Source organism: Pantoea sp. SOD02 (assembly GCF_024707505.1).
Classification (GTDB): Bacteria; Pseudomonadota; Gammaproteobacteria; order Enterobacterales; family Enterobacteriaceae; genus Pantoea; species Pantoea symbiotica.
Genome location: NZ_CP102604.1, coordinates 2,516,094 through 2,532,672, shown reverse-complemented (window position 1 = coordinate 2,532,672; position 16,579 = coordinate 2,516,094). Strand labels below are relative to the sequence as shown.

12 protein-coding genes are annotated in these 16,579 nt (G+C 57.7%); 9 read left to right on the top strand and 3 right to left on the bottom strand.

Annotation, left to right across the window (positions count from 1 at the left end; translation table 11 throughout):
* Positions 1-136: 136 nt before the first annotated feature.
* On the bottom strand, positions 137-4,090 hold the full coding sequence (locus NR302_RS11865; RefSeq protein ID WP_258143538.1) for an Ig-like domain-containing protein: 3,954 nt from the start codon (positions 4,088-4,090) through the stop codon (positions 137-139).
* A 301-nt stretch (positions 4,091-4,391) separates the two neighbouring features.
* On the opposite strand from NR302_RS11865, the gene NR302_RS11860 reads away from it, so the two are divergent.
* From NR302_RS11860 to NR302_RS11850, 3 genes are read left to right on the top strand one after another with little or no spacing between them, the layout of a single operon-like run.
* Complete coding sequence (locus NR302_RS11860; protein ID WP_258143537.1) at positions 4,392-4,838, top strand: GNAT family N-acetyltransferase; 447 nt, start codon at positions 4,392-4,394, stop codon at positions 4,836-4,838.
* Between the two features lie 15 nt (positions 4,839-4,853).
* Complete coding sequence (locus NR302_RS11855) at positions 4,854-6,902, top strand: hydantoinase/oxoprolinase family protein (RefSeq protein WP_258143536.1); 2,049 nt, start codon at positions 4,854-4,856, stop codon at positions 6,900-6,902.
* A complete protein-coding gene (locus tag NR302_RS11850) occupies positions 6,903-8,849 on the top strand; it encodes a hydantoinase B/oxoprolinase family protein (protein ID WP_258143534.1) in 1,947 nt (648 codons plus the stop codon).
* Between the two features lie 108 nt (positions 8,850-8,957).
* Here the strand turns inward: NR302_RS11850 and NR302_RS11845 are convergent, their stop codons facing one another.
* Positions 8,958-9,530, bottom strand: a complete 573-nt coding sequence (locus NR302_RS11845; protein WP_258143533.1) for a transposase — start codon at positions 9,528-9,530, stop codon at positions 8,958-8,960.
* A gap of 62 nt (positions 9,531-9,592) precedes the next feature.
* Positions 9,593-11,758 (bottom strand): EAL domain-containing protein, encoded by a 2,166-nt coding sequence (locus tag NR302_RS11840; protein WP_258143532.1) that lies wholly within the window; start codon positions 11,756-11,758, stop codon positions 9,593-9,595.
* Positions 11,759-12,067: 309 nt separating this feature from the next.
* On the opposite strand from NR302_RS11840, the gene phnF reads away from it, so the two are divergent.
* The 6 genes from phnF to phnK are packed head-to-tail and all read left to right on the top strand — an operon-like array spanning position 12,068 to position 16,470.
* The gene (phnF, locus tag NR302_RS11835) at positions 12,068-12,784 is read left to right on the top strand and encodes a phosphonate metabolism transcriptional regulator PhnF (RefSeq protein ID WP_008105516.1); all 717 of its coding nucleotides are present in this window, start codon (positions 12,068-12,070) and stop codon (positions 12,782-12,784) included.
* The gene (phnG, locus tag NR302_RS11830) at positions 12,781-13,227 is read left to right on the top strand and encodes a phosphonate C-P lyase system protein PhnG (RefSeq protein ID WP_008105514.1); all 447 of its coding nucleotides are present in this window, start codon (positions 12,781-12,783) and stop codon (positions 13,225-13,227) included. Before phnF ends, phnG begins: the two co-directional genes overlap by 4 nt.
* Positions 13,227-13,802, top strand: a complete 576-nt coding sequence (phnH, locus tag NR302_RS11825; RefSeq protein WP_061717644.1) for a phosphonate C-P lyase system protein PhnH — start codon at positions 13,227-13,229, stop codon at positions 13,800-13,802. Before phnG ends, phnH begins: the two co-directional genes overlap by 1 nt.
* On the top strand, positions 13,802-14,878 hold the full coding sequence (locus NR302_RS11820) for a carbon-phosphorus lyase complex subunit PhnI (RefSeq protein WP_258143531.1): 1,077 nt from the start codon (positions 13,802-13,804) through the stop codon (positions 14,876-14,878). Before phnH ends, NR302_RS11820 begins: the two co-directional genes overlap by 1 nt.
* Positions 14,871-15,719, top strand: coding sequence for an alpha-D-ribose 1-methylphosphonate 5-phosphate C-P-lyase PhnJ (locus NR302_RS11815; RefSeq protein ID WP_008105508.1), 849 nt, complete (start codon positions 14,871-14,873; stop codon positions 15,717-15,719). Before NR302_RS11820 ends, NR302_RS11815 begins: the two co-directional genes overlap by 8 nt.
* Positions 15,709-16,470, top strand: a complete 762-nt coding sequence (phnK, locus tag NR302_RS11810; RefSeq protein ID WP_008105506.1) for a phosphonate C-P lyase system protein PhnK — start codon at positions 15,709-15,711, stop codon at positions 16,468-16,470. Before NR302_RS11815 ends, phnK begins: the two co-directional genes overlap by 11 nt.
* The last annotated feature ends 109 nt before the right edge of the window (positions 16,471-16,579 follow it).

The following is a 16,579-nucleotide window of genomic DNA, read 5'->3' as shown; positions in this document are numbered from 1 at the left end:
TGTTCGGGTGTTTAAACGGTATTAATTCGATCGATATCACACAGCAATTAATATCCTCCAGTTGAATTTTAAAAATAAAAAAAGGCCACAGCGAGTGCTGTGACCTTATTGTTAATGGCGAATGTGTTTTTAATGATTATACCAGTTCAGTTTTCACTCCCTGCTGCACCAGCAATTCTGCGTCATCGCCGTGGCTGTAAACCTCATATTCAACGCCCGCAACGGTAACGGTGCCATCCTGATGTTTCCATTCACTGATATCGCTACCTTCTGGAAGAATATCTTTAAGTTGAACCACATCACCTTCGTTGCCTTGAATCATGGTTTGCTTAGTACCATTGGCAATGAATAACTCATCCTCGCCATGCTGTAAGATATCTTTAATAGAAATCTTCAGTATTTTATTACTGGTGTTTTTACTATTAATGATGGAGTTATCAACATGGTTGAGGAGATCTTCAGTTTCTGCAGAATTATTAGTCTGAATCATGCTCGGTAAAGGTGATGGTCTTTCCCATTTCACATTGTCGAAGGCAACGCCTGAGATATCTTGGGCTCTAATATCTATCCATCCTATCAATTTAGCCGGTGTTTTAAAACTGTATTTTGTTATCACCTTAGAATCGTTTGACATTCCGATTGAATCTGTTTTAATTGTATTTCCATCTGTATCATAAATAGTGATATATACTACTCCACCGTTGCCACCCCCAAAGTCCCAGCTCACACTCTCTGCACCTTTAAAGTTAACAGAGGCTGTTGAATTATTTCTAATAACAGCTGATATATTTCCAAAGGCTGCGTTTACTGTTGGATCTTTAAGAAGATACGCATCTCCAGAAAGCAGTTTCATTGTTAAACCATGGGGGAATTCATACTCTTTATCAATTATCCATGAAGTTGATAATCGTGGTATACCTGGTAATGATAAGGCATCTTCGAAATCATAGCTAAATTTCCCAAATTGTGGTGCTTCAATGGATAAAGCAAAAGCAACTCCCCAACCCGTAGCTGCGCTATTGCTAGCCTGGAATTTCCAATCTCCCACTACCAACTGAGCAGGCGGTGTCCAGTTCCATTTGCCGTCCGCGTTGGATACCACGCTATATACAGTTGAGTTTGCTCCGTTGGTGGCGCGCAGATAAATAGTGCTATTTGCCGGGCCTGTACCATGCAGCTCTGGGGTGCTGTCATCGGTGGTGTCGCCGCTGGTGAGGTTATCGGTTACCGGGCCAACGTTATCCGCCGCATACTCGATGGTTGGATTGGTATCTACATTCGGGTCAATAGTGAAGTTGAATTTGGCAAACCCGCTTTCACCGTGACCATTCACCGCCTGCGCCCTGAAGTACCAGGCACCGTTTTCTTTCAGTTCTGGCGTGGTCCATTCCCAGGTGCCGTCGGCTTTGACGATGACCTCCCCGACAGGGTTGTATTGATCGTCAAAGCGCTGATAGGAGATACGAATCAGGTCACCTGCAGCGCCGGTACCACGCAGAGTCAGCGTGCGGTCGTCGGTGGTCTCACCGTTTTTAATACTGTGTTTAACCCCACCGAAATCATCCCATCCGTCGACAATCACCGGAATGGCTGGCGCGGTTGAGGTGTAGGTCAGCACAAAGGTCGATGACCACGCGCTTTCACCGGCGGCGTTGCCCGCTTTGGCGCGGAAGTCCCAGGTACCGGCCTGCGTCAGCTGCGGCGACGTCCATGACCAGGTACCGTCCGATTTCACCACCACGCTGCCCGCATCGCGCCAGGCAACGCCCGTCAGCGTGCTCTGGAAATAGATGGTGCTGCCGGCAACACCGGTACCATTCAGGGTTGGCGTACTGTCGTCGGTGCGGCCGCGATTGACGATGGCCTCAGTGACGGGACCAAAATCATCGGTGGCATTGAGGATAACCGGCACCGACGGCGCGGAAAGCGGGTCGATGTTCAGGGTGAAGCTGCTCCAGCCCGACTGACCTGCCTTCTGCACCTCAAAGGTCCAGTTGCCTTTAGCCAGCGAATTTGGCGTCCACGTCCAGTTGCCGTTGTTATCGATATTAACGCTGGTGGTGGTCCAGCCGCCGCTGCCGAGCTTGTAGCGCAGTGAAATCGCGCTGTTTTTAGCGCCGGTGCCGTGCAACGTTGGAGTGGTGTCGTCGGTGGTGGCGCCGCTGGCGAGATTGCTCTGCGACGGGCCGACGTTATCGGCCGCGTAGCTGATGCGCGGCGTGATATCAGAGTTGCGGTCGATGTTCAAGGTGAACGCATTTGAATCCTGGCCAGCCGCGTTTGCCACACCAAAATGCCAGGTTCCGTCTGCCAGCTCCGGTGAGGTCCAGGTCCACTTGCCGCTGCTGTCTACGATGATATTAACCTGAGTGATGCCGGCACCTGACCTGAAGTAGGAGAGCACGATGGTGCTGTTGGCTGCGCCGGTGCCCTGCAAAGTTGGCGTGGTGTCATCGGTGGTGTCGCGGTGATAAAGCTTGCCCTTGTAGGAGCCGACGTTGTCGTCGGCGTAGTCGATGGCCGGCACATCTTCGGGACGGGTGTCGATGTTAAGGCGGAAGGTGGCCCAGGTGTCATGCTCAGGATTTTTAACCTCAAAACTCCACAGGCCGTCGGCCAGCGCAGGCGGTGCCCAGCTCCACTTGCCGCTGCTGTCGGCGGTAAAGGAGATAGTGATGGCGGCGTGTCCCGCCGCGCTGTAACGCAGCTGCAGCACGCTGTTGGCCTGGGCCACGCCGTGCAGGGTCGGCGTACTGTCGTCGGTGGTGGCGTTATGGCGCAGGTTATCGGTGACCGGGCCGACGTCATCCACCGCATAATCAATGTAAGGGCGAAGGTAGTTAGCGTCGGTAGAGATATCAAGGGTAAACGGCGCGGTCCAGCCGCTTTGACCCTGAGCCTGCACCTCAAAGGACCACTGGCCGGTGGCCAGCGCAGGCGACGGCGTCCAGCTCCAGCGACCGGCGCTGTCCACGTCTACTACGATGGATGCGGCGGTATCGCTGCCGCGGGTGAAGCGCAGCACCACTTTGCTGTTGGCTTCGCCGGTGCCGATGAAGGTCGGCGTAGTGTCGTCGGTGAGCGCGCCGCTGCTCAGCGGACCGGTCGCAGTACCCGCGTCGTCGGTGACGCTGTCAATGCGGGTGCGGGTGATGATGTCCGCTGCGCTAGCGATATCCAGCATGAACAGAGCGGATGAGATATTGCCGAGGCTCGCCTGGAACTCGTAATTGCCGGCTGGCAGCGCACTGCCCGGCGTCCAGCTCCAGCTTTCGCCGGTGACGGTGGCGGTGGCGCTACCCGCCCAGGTGTTGCTTCCGGCGAGGCGGTAGTAAACGACAACGGTGCTGCCTGCTGAGGCGGTGCCGCGCAGCTCGGGCTGGGTGTCATCGGTGAGCGCACCGTTGCTCAATGGGCCGGTGGCGCTGCCGACATCATCAATGGCATGAGTGATGGTGATGGTATCTGGCGGCAGCGTGCCGCTCTCGAGAATAATGCTGAAGGACGCACCCGGCGTGCCCGTGCGGGTCAGATTGGCAAACTTCTCTTCGGCGACAAGGCGCAGGTTGTTGCTGCCTTCGTCAAGGTCCTGGGAGGGCTCCATTTTCCACAGGCCGGTGTCTTTATCCGCCACAGCGCTGCCGATTCTTTCATCTTTGTCATTCAGCAGGTAAACGGTGGCGCCTTTCTGCGCGATGCCGGTCAGCGTCGGGCGCTTGTCATCGGTGGTCGCACCGGGATCGAAGCTGCGTTGCTCTGGACCCTGATCGTCATACAGGTTGATAAGCAGCGGAGCCTCAGGCGGCGTGGTGTCAATGCGCAGTGTACGCAGGGTGGGCGAGCCGAGGTTACCTGCGTTATCGCGAATAGCAACCGAGAGGCTGTAATCACCGTCCGGCAGCGGCTCGGTGGCGGTCCAGCTGTATTTTCCGGTGACCGGGTCGACGGGTACCTGAATGTAAAGTCCGCCGACAGAAATCAGTGCAAGCGCACCCGGTTTGCCGATCTCGGCAGGTGCCTCGCCAGAAATGGTGGGAAGCGAGGTCGCTCGTTCTGTGAATTTGGTGCCGGTGTAATTAAGAATATCCATTGTTAACGTCCTGGTTCAAAGGTAAGGGCTCAGGAGAGTGAGCCATGTAAAGGTGTCGAAAAGACAAAGCCTGGCGGGAAAGGTAATAGATGACGTAACGGGAGATGACGAGAACCGTCTCAAAGCAAAAATAACGCTCCGCAACCTGAGCGCTAATCAGACAGGTCGGATAAAGAACTGACAGCATAAAATTTTTTTCCGCCGCCAAATTCACCGCATCTTGCTGATTCGCCGGCTTGCTTCAGCCATCCTGTTAAAACTAATCCCATTACACTGATTCCCACCGTTACAAGGAGTTGTTATGAGCACACTCAGCATTCCCGATCACATCTGGCAGCGCGATGCCTTCACGCTCTCAACCGAGCGCGCCAGGCTGGATTTCGATTACATCCACCAACAGCTGACGGAAAAATCGTATTGGGCGCAAGACCAGTCGCGTGCCAAAACCGAGCGCGCCTTTGCTGGTTCATTGCCATTCGGTCTGTATCACCAAAATCAGCAGATTGGCTTTGCAAGATTAGTAACGGATTACACCCGTTTCGGCTGGCTGTGCGATGTGATGATTGATGAGAACTGGCGCGGCCACGGTTTAGGCAGCTGGTTAGCGACCTGCGTGCGGGCGCATCCAGAGCTGGCAACGGTGCACCGCTGGATGCTCTCAACTAATGATGCGCATCCGCTCTATCAGCGCCTCGGCTGGCGCGTGGTGCAGGATGCAAACAAATTGATGGAATTTCCTCCCTCCTGACACTGGAGTTTTCACATGGGTTACCGCGTTGGCGTCGATATTGGCGGGTCGTTTACCGATTTCGCCGTGCTGGATGAACACACCAATCAGATACACACGTTGAAAGTGCTGTCGCGACCGGATCAGCCCGGCAGCGAAATCCTCACCGGGTTAACTCAATTGCAGCAGCGCGATGGCCTTGATCCAAAACAGATTGACTACTTCACGCACGGCACCACCGTTGGTATCAATGCGGTGATCCAACGGCGCGGCGTAAAGCTGGCGCTGTTCGCCACCGAAGGTTTTTGCGATGTGCTGGAGCTGGCCCGCCTGAAGATCCCGCACATTCATGACCTTTTTTCGCGCCGCCCGGCACCGCTGATTTCGCGCGACCGGGTGTTTGCCATTAAAGAGCGTACCGATCGCCACGGCAACGTATTGACCGAGGTCGATCGGCAAAGCGTGCTGGATGCGATTAACGCCGCGCGCGCCGCCGGTTGTCAGGGCATTGTGGTATCGCTGCTGCACAGCTATCGCAACCGCCACAACGAAGCGGCGGTGAAAGCCATCATTAATCAACACGCGCCCGACTTGCTGACTTCCTGTTCCGCCGATATCTGGCCGATCATCCGCGAATACGAACGCACCATCACCGCCACCATCAACGCCTACGTGCAGCCGATGGTGATCCATTATCTGGAATCGTTTGAGCGCGCGTTAAAAGAGAAAGGTGTGCGTCCTCCACCGCGCATCACCAAATCCAACGGCGGTGTGATGGGTGTCGAGCAGGCGAAAAGCGAGTGCGTGCAGATGGTGCTGTCCGGCACCGCATCGGGCGTGATCGGTGCCAGCTTCCTTGCCAGCGCCTGCGGTTTCGACAAAATCCTCAGCCTCGATATTGGCGGGACCAGCGCCGACGTGGCGGTGATCGTTGACGGCCAGGTCGCGCAGGGCAACGGCGAAATCATCGGTGATTTCCCAATCTATATTCCGTCGGTGGCGGTGACGTCCGTTGGGCAGGGCGGCGGTTCGCTGGCGTGGATTGATAATCAAGGCGTGCTGCAAATGGGGCCGGACAGCGCCGGATCGCTGCCGGGCCCGGTGTGCTTCCAGCGCGGCGGCACGCAGCCAACCGCCACCGATGCCTTTGCTGCCTGCGGCATGATTGGGCACGGCGATCTCGGCTACAACGCGGTGCAGGTGGATGTCGCCGCCGCACGCGCCGCGTGGCAGCCGCTGGCGGATTCGCTCGGCATCAGCATTGAAGAGACCGCCGAAACCGCCATCGAGCTGGCGATCTCCAGCATGTATGGCGACACCAGCGGTTTGCTGTCGCGTTTCGGCCTCGATCCGCGTGAATTCTGGTTCCTCGCCTTTGGTGGCGCAGGTCCGATGATGGGCTGCTTCCTCGCGCGCGAACTGAACATGAAAGGGGTGATCGTGCCGCCGACGCCAGGCGTGTTGTCGGCACTCGGCGGTTTAGTGGCGGATATCCGCAACGACTTTATCCGCACGCTGTATAGCGATCTTGATGCTTCGCTGGCGGATCGTCTGGCGACCGAAGCCGAGGCGCTGAGCCAGCGCGCGCGTGAGTGGCTCAGCAGCCAGCACGGCGCAAATATGCCGTTCACGCTGCACTACAGCGCCGACATGCGCTATCGCGGCCAGTCATTTGAAATTGAAGTGGCGCTCGAGCCGCACTGGTTGGCGCAGGCCAATGTCACGGCGTTGCATGATGCCTTTGATCGTCAGCATCAGCAGCTTTTTGGTCACTTTGATGCCGACGCGGAGGTGCAAATCATCAATCTGCGTTTGGTGATCGCGTCTCCCACGCCAAAACCGACGCTTAATCAGCTGGCCGCCGCCGACGCGCCGGTTGATGTGGCGAAACAGGTTAGCGCGTGGATCGATGGCGCGGCGCATCAGGTGGATGTGGTGTTGCGCGCCACGCTGCGCGCCGGACATCAGCTGATCGGCCCGGTGATTGTCGCGCAGGATGACTGCACCACCTGCGTGCCGCCCAACATGAAAGTGGATGTGGATAGCTTTGGCAACCTGCTGATCACGCCAGTGGAGGCGAACTAAATGGCGATTGACGGACGTAACCTGCAAATTCTGGCCAACTACTGCGCGGCCGCCGCCGATGCGATGGCCTTCACCTTGATGCGTACCGCGCACTCCACTTTCGTCAAAGAGACGGAAGATTTTTCCTGCCAGATCGTCAGCCGCGACGGTCTGGCGTTCGCCTCACCGCGCAGCTTCGGCGCGCCCTGGTACAGCGGCATTGATTACGGCCCGGTGCTGGCGCTGATCGACAGCTACGAAGAGGGCGATATCTGCATCACCAACGATTCCTACGCCGGTAACGTCGCCACGCACTCGCCGGATATCCATATCTGGAAACCGGTGTTTCATGGCGGCGAGATTGTCTGCTTTGTGGTGGGCCACATTCACAACACCGACGTCGGCGGCGCAGTGCCCGCGTCTTTATCGCGCTCGCTCACCGATATCGTGCAGGAAGGGATTCGCATTCCGCCGCTGAAAATCGTGCGCAACGGCGAACTGAATGAAGAGGTGGCGCGCATCATGCGCCTCAACGTGCGCGCGCCGGAGCAAAACTGGGGCGATTTCAAAGCGCAGATCGCTTCGGTCAACGTCGGAGAACGCAAGATCCACGACATCATCGCGCGCTTTGGCGTAGGCGATTTTCTGCAAGGTATCGAAGGGATTCTCGATTACGCCGAAGCGCAGGCGCGCAGCATCATTAAGACCATTCCGGATGGCGAATACTTCTACGCCGATTTTGCCGATGAAGATGGCGAAGGCGGTTTCCCGTGCCGCGTGGCGATCACCTTGCGCGTTAACGGCGACACGCTGGAACTCGATTACACCGGCAGCGATCCGCAGCTGGCTTCGTCGCTGAATATGCCAACCGGCGGACGCGAGCGTCATCCGCTGGCGCTGGTCGGCGTGACTTATGTGCTGTCGACGCTGGATCGTAACCTGCTGCTCAACGCTGGCACCTTACGTCCGACGCGCGCCATTCTGCCGCCGGGCACGGTGATGAACTGCGAAGCCCCGGCGGCGGTCGGCATGCGTTCGCTGACTTGCGCGCTGTCGCAAATCGCTACGCTCGGCGTATTTTCGCAGGCGATTCCCGATCGCTTACCGGCCAATTCGCCGGGCGGCAACTCGATCATGAACATCCGCACCACCGACAGTGCCAACCGCAGCGTGGTGGCCTCGCTCGGTCCGGTCGGCGGCGGGGCAGGTGGCACGCCGCGCCACGATGGCCCGGACGGATCGGGCGGCTTATCGGCGTTCCTGAAAAACACGCCGATTGAGATTAATGAAGCGGAAGTGCCAATCCATTTCCATCGCTACGGTTTAGCCGCCGACAGCGCCGGAGCCGGGCGTTATCGCGGCGGTTTAGCCACCGAAATGGCGTTTGAAGTTTTTGCGCCGAATACCACGGTGACGGCGCGCAACCGCAACCGGTCGGTGTTCGCCTCGGCGGGCGTGCTGGGCGGCGAATCCGGCGGCCTTTCGCACTTCCGCACGCTGCGTAACGGCACCGCGATTGAACACGGCAACACGGATGTGATTCACTGCCAGCCCGGCGATATCGTCGAGGTGCGCGGGCCCGGTGCGGGCGGTTACGGCTTGCCGGTGGAGCGCGACGTGCAGCAGGTAGTGCAGGATGTGCGCTGCGGATTTGTCTCTGAGCAAGTGGCGCGAGATAGCTATGGCGTGGCGCTGTGCGACGGTGAGATTGATGAAGTAGAAACCGCGCGGCTGCGGGCTGAGATGCGATCTTCGGCGGCGCAGCATTTTGATCACGGTACGGCGCGTAGTGCGTTTGAAGCGATCTGGACGCCGGAGCGCTATCGCTTGTTAACGGCATTTTTGGCCGCCGCGCCGGTGAGCTGGCGTCACTTCCTTAAGCAGCAGGTGTTTACGGCGGTGGCCGCAGACAGTGATGTGCCGATGGATGTTATTTTCGCGGATCTTAAAGCGCGTTATTCGGTGTGACGTTTCGGCAAGGTCGCCATAAATGGCGACCCTACAAAAGCTCCGTAGGGTCGCCATTTATGGCGACCTTGCTGATAACCGCACAACCTTGCTAACAACCGCACAACCTCAACCATTCACATACAACCGATCCCATTCCCACTGTTTCGGATTGTTTTCAATATATTTTCTGAACGCCAATAACTCCCTCTCATCCCGAATCACACGATCATAAAAACTGCGTTGCCACACCTTTATTCCTGTTTCACGCGTAATCTCGGCTTTAAACCAATTAACAATATTTAGCAGGGTTCTCTGTGCGCTTTCATTCAGCCAAATAATGCCATGCAGGTGATTCGGCATCAGGACAAAGGCATCGAGGGTGATAGAGGAATCGCGCTGAGGTAAAGCCCGCCAGGTTTTGATGACGTAGTCCCCAAGCAGCGTGAGACATAATTCCGCCGCGATAAATTGACCAAATAAAGGTGCGCGGCGATAGCAAACCAGCGTGATGAAATACGCGCCATTAGCGCGGTAATTATGATGTTTTAATCGTGGATATTTGCGGTTTTTCATGATGGCCTCCTTGCCGGAATGATTTTGCAAAATGTCCGGCGAAAGGGCGATGACGGGATGTGAAACCTGAGGGGCGTATTCAGAATAATTTATACGGCGCGGCGGGATTATTGGCCAGGTCGCCATAAATGGCGACCTTACAAAAGCTCCGTAGGGTCGCCATTTATGGCGACCTGGTCAAATGTCACTCACATCATCTTCTCAATCTCACTAAACGGCACCGCGTGGCTAAACAAATACCCTTGCAGCTGATTGCAGCCTGCATCGGCCAGCGCGTTTTTCTGGCCTTCGGTTTCCACCCCTTCGGCGGTCACCGTTAAACCCATCGCGTGGCCCAGCCGCACCACCGATTCAACAATCGCTGTCGAATTCTGCGCCACACCCAGCGACTGGGTAAAGGATCGGTCGATTTTGATTTTGTCCACCGGGAAGGTGCTGAGGTAATTAAGGCTCGAATAGCCGGTACCAAAGTCATCCAGCGCGATGCGGAAACCGGCTTCGCGCAGCGCGATGATGCTGTTGCGTGCCTCGTGTTCATCTTCAATCAGCACGCCTTCGGTGATCTCCAGCTCCATGCGTCTGGGATCGGCACCTTCTTCCTGCACGATATGGATGATGCGCTCGACAAAATTCACCGCGCGGAACTGCACCGGCGATACATTCACCGCCACCACAATATCCGGCAGCTTCAGTGCGGTTTTGCAGGCTTCGCGCAGCACCCATTCGCCCAACGGGATGATCATGCCGGTCTCTTCGGCGATGGCGATGAAATCACCCGGCGAAACGTCGCCGCGCATAGCGTGATGCCAGCGCAACAGCGCTTCCAATCCCACCACATGCTTGCCGCTGATATCCATCAAAGGCTGATACCACACCGCTAATCCCTCAAATTTCACCAGCGCCTGACGCAAATCCGCCGCCATCTGCTGGCGGGTGCGCAGCGATTCATCCATCACTTTTTCGAACTGGCGATACTGGCCGCGCCCGTGATTTTTGGCGTCATAAAGCGCGATATCCGCTTTACGCATCAGCTCCATTCGATCAATGCCATCCTTCGGTGCCAGCGCCAGACCGACGCTCACGCCGACCCACAGCTCGCTGCCGACCAGTTGATACGGCTCGCTCAGGCGGCTGATGATGCGTTTCGCCAGCGATTGCACCTGACCAATATTCTCCACATCCGGCATTACAATAATGAACTCGTCGCCGCCGATGCGGCCCACGGTGTCGCTGGCGCGCACGATGTCGTTGAGGCGGCGCGCCACCTCAATAATCAGCTCATCGCCAGCGTGATGGCCGTAGGTATCGTTGATGTTTTTGAAGCGATCGAGATCCAGCAGCAGCAGCGCCACGCGCTGATCGTGGCGTCCGGCCACCGCCAGCGCCTGGGTTAAGCGATCTTCCACCAGTGAACGGTTCGGCAAACCGGTTAACACATCATGAAAGGCCAGATGCTGCGCCTGCGCTTCACTGGCACCGAGCTTTAAGAGCGACTGCGACAGCTTAAGTGACGAGGTCCAGATGCGCCGCACCATCACCAAACACAGCACGGTAATCAGCAGCACCGACAACAAAGTAGAAGGGCCAATGGTGCGCATCATCTGCGCGCCCGGTTTATCCGGATTCCAGCTGAGATAGCCGACCGGATCGCCCTGTTGTGAATTCAGCAGAAAGCGCGCTTTGGTTTCTCCTGCCGGTTCGCTGTCGCTGAAATGCAGCTGGCGCAGCTGGCTGCGATCGGCAAGGTTGCGCAGATAACCATCATCGAGAAACTTAATGCTCACCAGACGATAGCGCCCGGCCTGTTTGGTGCTGCTGATATCACCCACCGCCAGCGCGGCAGCGCGTTGGCCGATACGCACGAAATCGGCGTGATCGGTTGGGCCCGCCGCCACATCGCTGTTTTGCACCAGCGGGCTATTCAGCATGTCCTGCAGATAAGGACCGATGCGCTTATCCGGCACCGGCTGGCCGTTGCGCCACACGTTAATCAACTGATTGTCGCGATCCAGCAGCACAACCAACTGATGATCAAACATGTCATACAGCCAACCTCCCACATTTTGCGTTAGCCAGCTTTGGTCGGGATGCGGCGACGCCAGCTGATCGGCCAGCGGCGACCAGCGCGTCAGGCTACGCAGCTGGCGCAGATGTTCCGTCAGGCTCTGGGTAAAGGAAGCCTCGATCATGCGCTGTTGCTGATCGCGCGCTTCGTTATTGGTTAATGATGTCCCCCAGAACAGACCCACGCCCGCGCCGACAAAGGTAAGCAGCAAAATTGCCATCAGCGGCAAAATTACTTCACGAACAAAGTTGCGGCGAAAACCATCCGATAGTTTTATTGCGTTAATCATTTTAAGGTTGGCCTGAAAAGAAGGATTCATCTTTTAACTTAGCAGAACATCAGCAGGCTGTATTCCGTAAGGCTGTTGAAATCACGATGTAAATAAGTGGTAAATTTTTGAACACTGTCACAAAGAGAACAGTTAAAGATAATTTATTAAAACCGCTGCCGTTTCGCTGCGATTCTGCTGCCCTAAAGCAAATTCATCCGCCCGTCATTGAGCCGTCACGGGGCTGTCATCTGACATGCGCAATGTAATCGCCATCCCGCAGCAAGCCCGCTGCGTTCCTCAACCAATGCGAATGAGGTATTGAGCGTGATGGAGATATCCAGACATCCGACCACTGTGTATCAGGCCGTTGCCGCCCAACTGGAGCAGGCGCTGCAGGAGCGCTATCGCTGCGGCGACTATCTGCCTTCCGAGCAGCAGCTGGCCGATCACTACGAAGTGAATCGTCACACCTTGCGGCGCGCGGTTGACGAGCTGGTCAATAAAGGCCTGCTGCAACGGCGTCACGGCGTCGGCATTTTGGTGCTGATGCGTCCTTACGATTATCCGCTGCATGCGCAAGCACGCTTCAGCCAGAACCTGATGGAGCAGGGCAGTCATCCCACCAGCGAACGTCTGCTAGCGGTGCTGCGTCCGGCGAGCAGCGATGTGGCGAGCGCGCTGGGCGTAAACGAAGGTGACAACGTTATCCATCTGCGCACGCTGCGCCGCGTCAATGGCGTGGCGGTATGCGTCATCAACCACTTCCTGGCGGAACTCAGCTGGTGGCCGGCGCTGCAGCAGTTTCACAGCGGTTCGCTGCACGACTTTATGCAGCAGCAGCTCGGCCTGAGCCTGACGCGCAGCCAAACGCGTATCAGCACCCGTCGCGCACAAGCCAAAGAGTGCAAGCAGCTGGAGATTGCGCTGCAGTCGCCGCTGCTGTGCGTGCGCACCCTGAATAAACACAGCGACGGTCAGGTAGCGGAATACTCCGTCAGCCTGACGCGTGGCGACATGATTGAACTGACTCTGGAGCACGAATGACACAGCAAACAGCCCGCCAGCATTGGCTCTCGGTGCTGGCGCACAGCGATGCCAACCAGCTTGAGGCGCACTGGCAGCCGTTACGCCTTAACGCGGATTTTGAACGCATCCGCCCGGCAGAAACCGGCTTAACCCGTTTGCAGGCGCGCATGGGCGGCAGCGGCAAACGCTTCGTGATGGGCGATGCCACGGTGACGCGTGCGGTGGTGAAACTGCACGACGGCACGCTCGGCTTTAGCTACGTGCTGGGGCGCGACAAAGCGCACGCCGAACGCTGCGCGCTGATTGATGCGCTGCTACAACAGCCGGAAACCCAGGCGCTGTTGCAGGAAAAATTGATTGCCCCGCTGGCGGCACTGCGTGAAGAGCAGCGTCAGCTGCGCGCGCGTGAAATCGCCAGCTCCAAAGTGGATTTCTTTACGCTGGTTCGCGGAGATAACTGATGACTTTACTGGCAAGTTTTAACCATCCGGTTGCTGATGCCCAACGTGCCTTTCGCCGCATTCTCAAAGCGATGAGCGAGCCTGGCGTGATGGTGTCGCTGCCGCTGCAACAGGGCTGGGGCGATCTTTCGCCGGCGGCTACAGCGGTGCTGCTGACGCTGGTCGATCAGGAGAGCGCATTGTGGCTGGATAATCGCATTGATAATGACGTGGTGCGCAGCAACCTGCGTTTCCACACCGGCGTGCCGATTGTCGATGAGCGTGATGCACCTTTTGCGCTGACCCACGCGGCGGCCAATCCCGATCCTGCGCTGTTCGCCTCTGGCGACAACATGTCCCCGGAAAAAAGCACCACGCTGATTGTGGAAGTACCGTCACTGAGCGGCGGTTTAACGCTGCGCCTTTCCGGTCCCGGCTTACGTGAATCACGCGCCATTGCACCGCAGCTGCCGGAAGCGATTCTGCATTATCTGCGCGAGCGTCCGCATCCGTTCCCACAGGGCGTGGATCTGATTTTCACCTGCGGTGAAGCGATGATGGCGCTGCCACGCACCACCGACGTGGAGGTGTGCTGATGTACGTTGCGGTAAAAGGGGGCGAAAAGGCGATTGCCAGCGCCCATGAGCTGCAGGCCGATCTGCGCCGTGGCGATCGCGAAGTCGCTGAACTGGGCTGCGATCAGGTCGCGCAACAGTTGGGTTTAGCCGTTGATCGCGTGATGACCGAAGGCGGCATCTACGATCCACAGCTGGCGGCCTTAGCGATTAAACAGGCGAGTGGCGATTTGGTGGAAGCGATCTTCCTGCTGCGCGCTTATCGCACCACGCTGCCGCGCCTCGCCGACAGCCTGGCGCTGGCAACCGCAGAGATGCGCCTCGAACGTCGTATCTCCGCCGTCTACAAAGATCTGCCGGGCGGCCAGGTTCTCGGCCCAACTTACGATTACAGCCATCGTCTGCTCGACTTTACGCTGCTGGCAAACGGCGAAACGCCCGCTGCACCGCGTGACGATCAGGCGCTGCCCGAACGCTGTCCGCACGTGTTCAGCATGATGACCGCGGAAGGATTAGCGGCACGCGAAGAGGATGACGGTAGCGAGCCGTGCGACATCACCCGCGAACCGCCGGGTTATCCGGCCACGCGTGCCGCACGGCTGCAACAGCTGGTGCGCGGCGACGAAGGTTTCTTGCTGGCGCTGGGCTACTCGACGCAGCGCGGCTACGGCCGCAACCATCCATTCGCTGGCGAAATTCGTACCGGCTATCTCAGTGTCTCCATCTGCCCGGAAGAGCTGGGCTTTGAGATTGAGATTGGCGAAATCCTGCTGACCGAATGCGAGATGGTGAACGGCTTCACCACCGAAACCGATAGCGCGCCGCACTTTACGCGCGGTTACGGCCTGGTGTTTGGTCGCTCCGAACGCAAAGCGATGGCGATGGCGCTGGTGGATCGCGCGCTGCAGGCGCCGGAGTACCACGAACGCATTGCCGGTCCGGCGCAGGACGAAGAGTTTGTGCTGTCGCATGCCGACAACGTGGAAGCGGCGGGTTTTGTCTCGCATCTGAAACTGCCGCACTACGTCGATTTCCAGGCGGAGCTTGAGCTGCTGAAACGGCTGCGCCAACAGCATCAGGAGCAGAACCATGAGTGAGTTAACCGGCTACAACAACGGTTATCTGGATGAGCAGACCAAACGCACCATCCGCCGCGCGATTCTGAAAGCGGTGGCAATTCCTGGTTATCAGGTGCCGTTTGCCGGACGCGAAATGCCGATGCCTTACGGCTGGGGCACCGGCGGCATTCAGATCACCGCCAGCATCATTGGCGATGCTGATGTGCTGAAGGTGATCGATCAGGGCGCGGATGACACCACCAACGCGGTATCGATTCGTCGCTTCTTCCAGCGCGTCAGCGGCGCGGCCACCACCGAAGCTACCCGTGACGCCACGCTGATCCAGACGCGTCACCGCATTCCGGAAACGCCGCTCGAAGAAGATCAGATCCTGATTTTCCAGGTGCCGATCCCTGAGCCGCTGCGCTTTATCGAGCCGCGCGAGACCGAAACGCGCACCATGCACGCGCTGGAGGAGTACGGCATCATGCAGGTGAAACTGTATGAAGATATCGCCCGCTACGGCCACATCGCCACCACTTACGCTTATCCGGTGAAGGTCAACGATCGCTACGTGATGGATCCGTCGCCAATCCCCAAATTCGACAACCCTAAGATGCACATGATGCCGGCGCTGCAGCTGTTTGGTGCCGGACGTGAGAAACGCATATATGCGCTGCCGCCGTACACCAAAGTGGAAAGCCTCGACTTCGACGATCACCCGTTCAGCGTGCAGCAGTGGGAAGAACCCTGCGCGCTGTGCGGTTCGCGCCACAGCTACCTCGACGAGGTGGTGATGGATGACGCCGGTACGCGCATGTTTGTCTGCTCCGATACCGATTTTTGCCACCAGCAGCAGGAACAACAGCATGCACAGTGAACAGCCGCTGCTTGCGGTCAACAATCTCACCCACCTTTATGCGCCCGGCAAAGGCTTTGAAGAGGTGAGTTTTGAGCTCTATCCCGGCGAAGTGTTAGGCATCGTTGGGGAATCCGGATCCGGTAAAACCACCTTGCTGCGCAGCCTGTCGGCACGCCTGGCGCCGCAGCAGGGCAACATTCTCTATCGCGCGCAGGATCTCTATCAGCTGAGCGAGAGCGATCGTCGCCGCTTGCTGCGCACCGAATGGGGCGTGGTGCATCAGCATCCGCTTGATGGTTTGCGTCCGCAGGTGACAGCGGGCGGCAATATCGGCGAGCGCTTGATGGCGGTGGGCCAGCGTCATTACGGCGATATCCGTAAAGAAGCGATGCGCTGGCTGCAGGATGTGGAGATCCCCGCTAATCGTATCGACGATCTGCCCACCACGTTCTCGGGCGGCATGCAGCAGCGTTTACAGATTGCGCGCAACCTGGTGACGCAGCCGACGCTGGTGTTTATGGATGAACCGACCGGCGGGCTGGATGTGTCGGTGCAGGCGCGCCTGCTGGATCTGCTGCGCACGCTGGTACGCGAGCTGAATCTGGCGGTGGTGATTGTGACGCACGATCTCGGCGTGGCGCGTTTGCTGGCGCATCGCCTGCTGGTGATGAAGCAGGGCCGCGTGGTGGAGAGCGGATTGACCGATCGGGTGCTGGACGATCCGCATCATCCGTATACGCAGCTGCTGGTTTCATCGGTGCTGAGTTGAGATGAACAAGGTCGCCATAAATGGCGACCCTACGACGTGCCCAATTTCGCCGGTCGCCATAAATGGCGACCCTACGACGTGCCCAATGCAACCGTATTGCCCGTAGGGT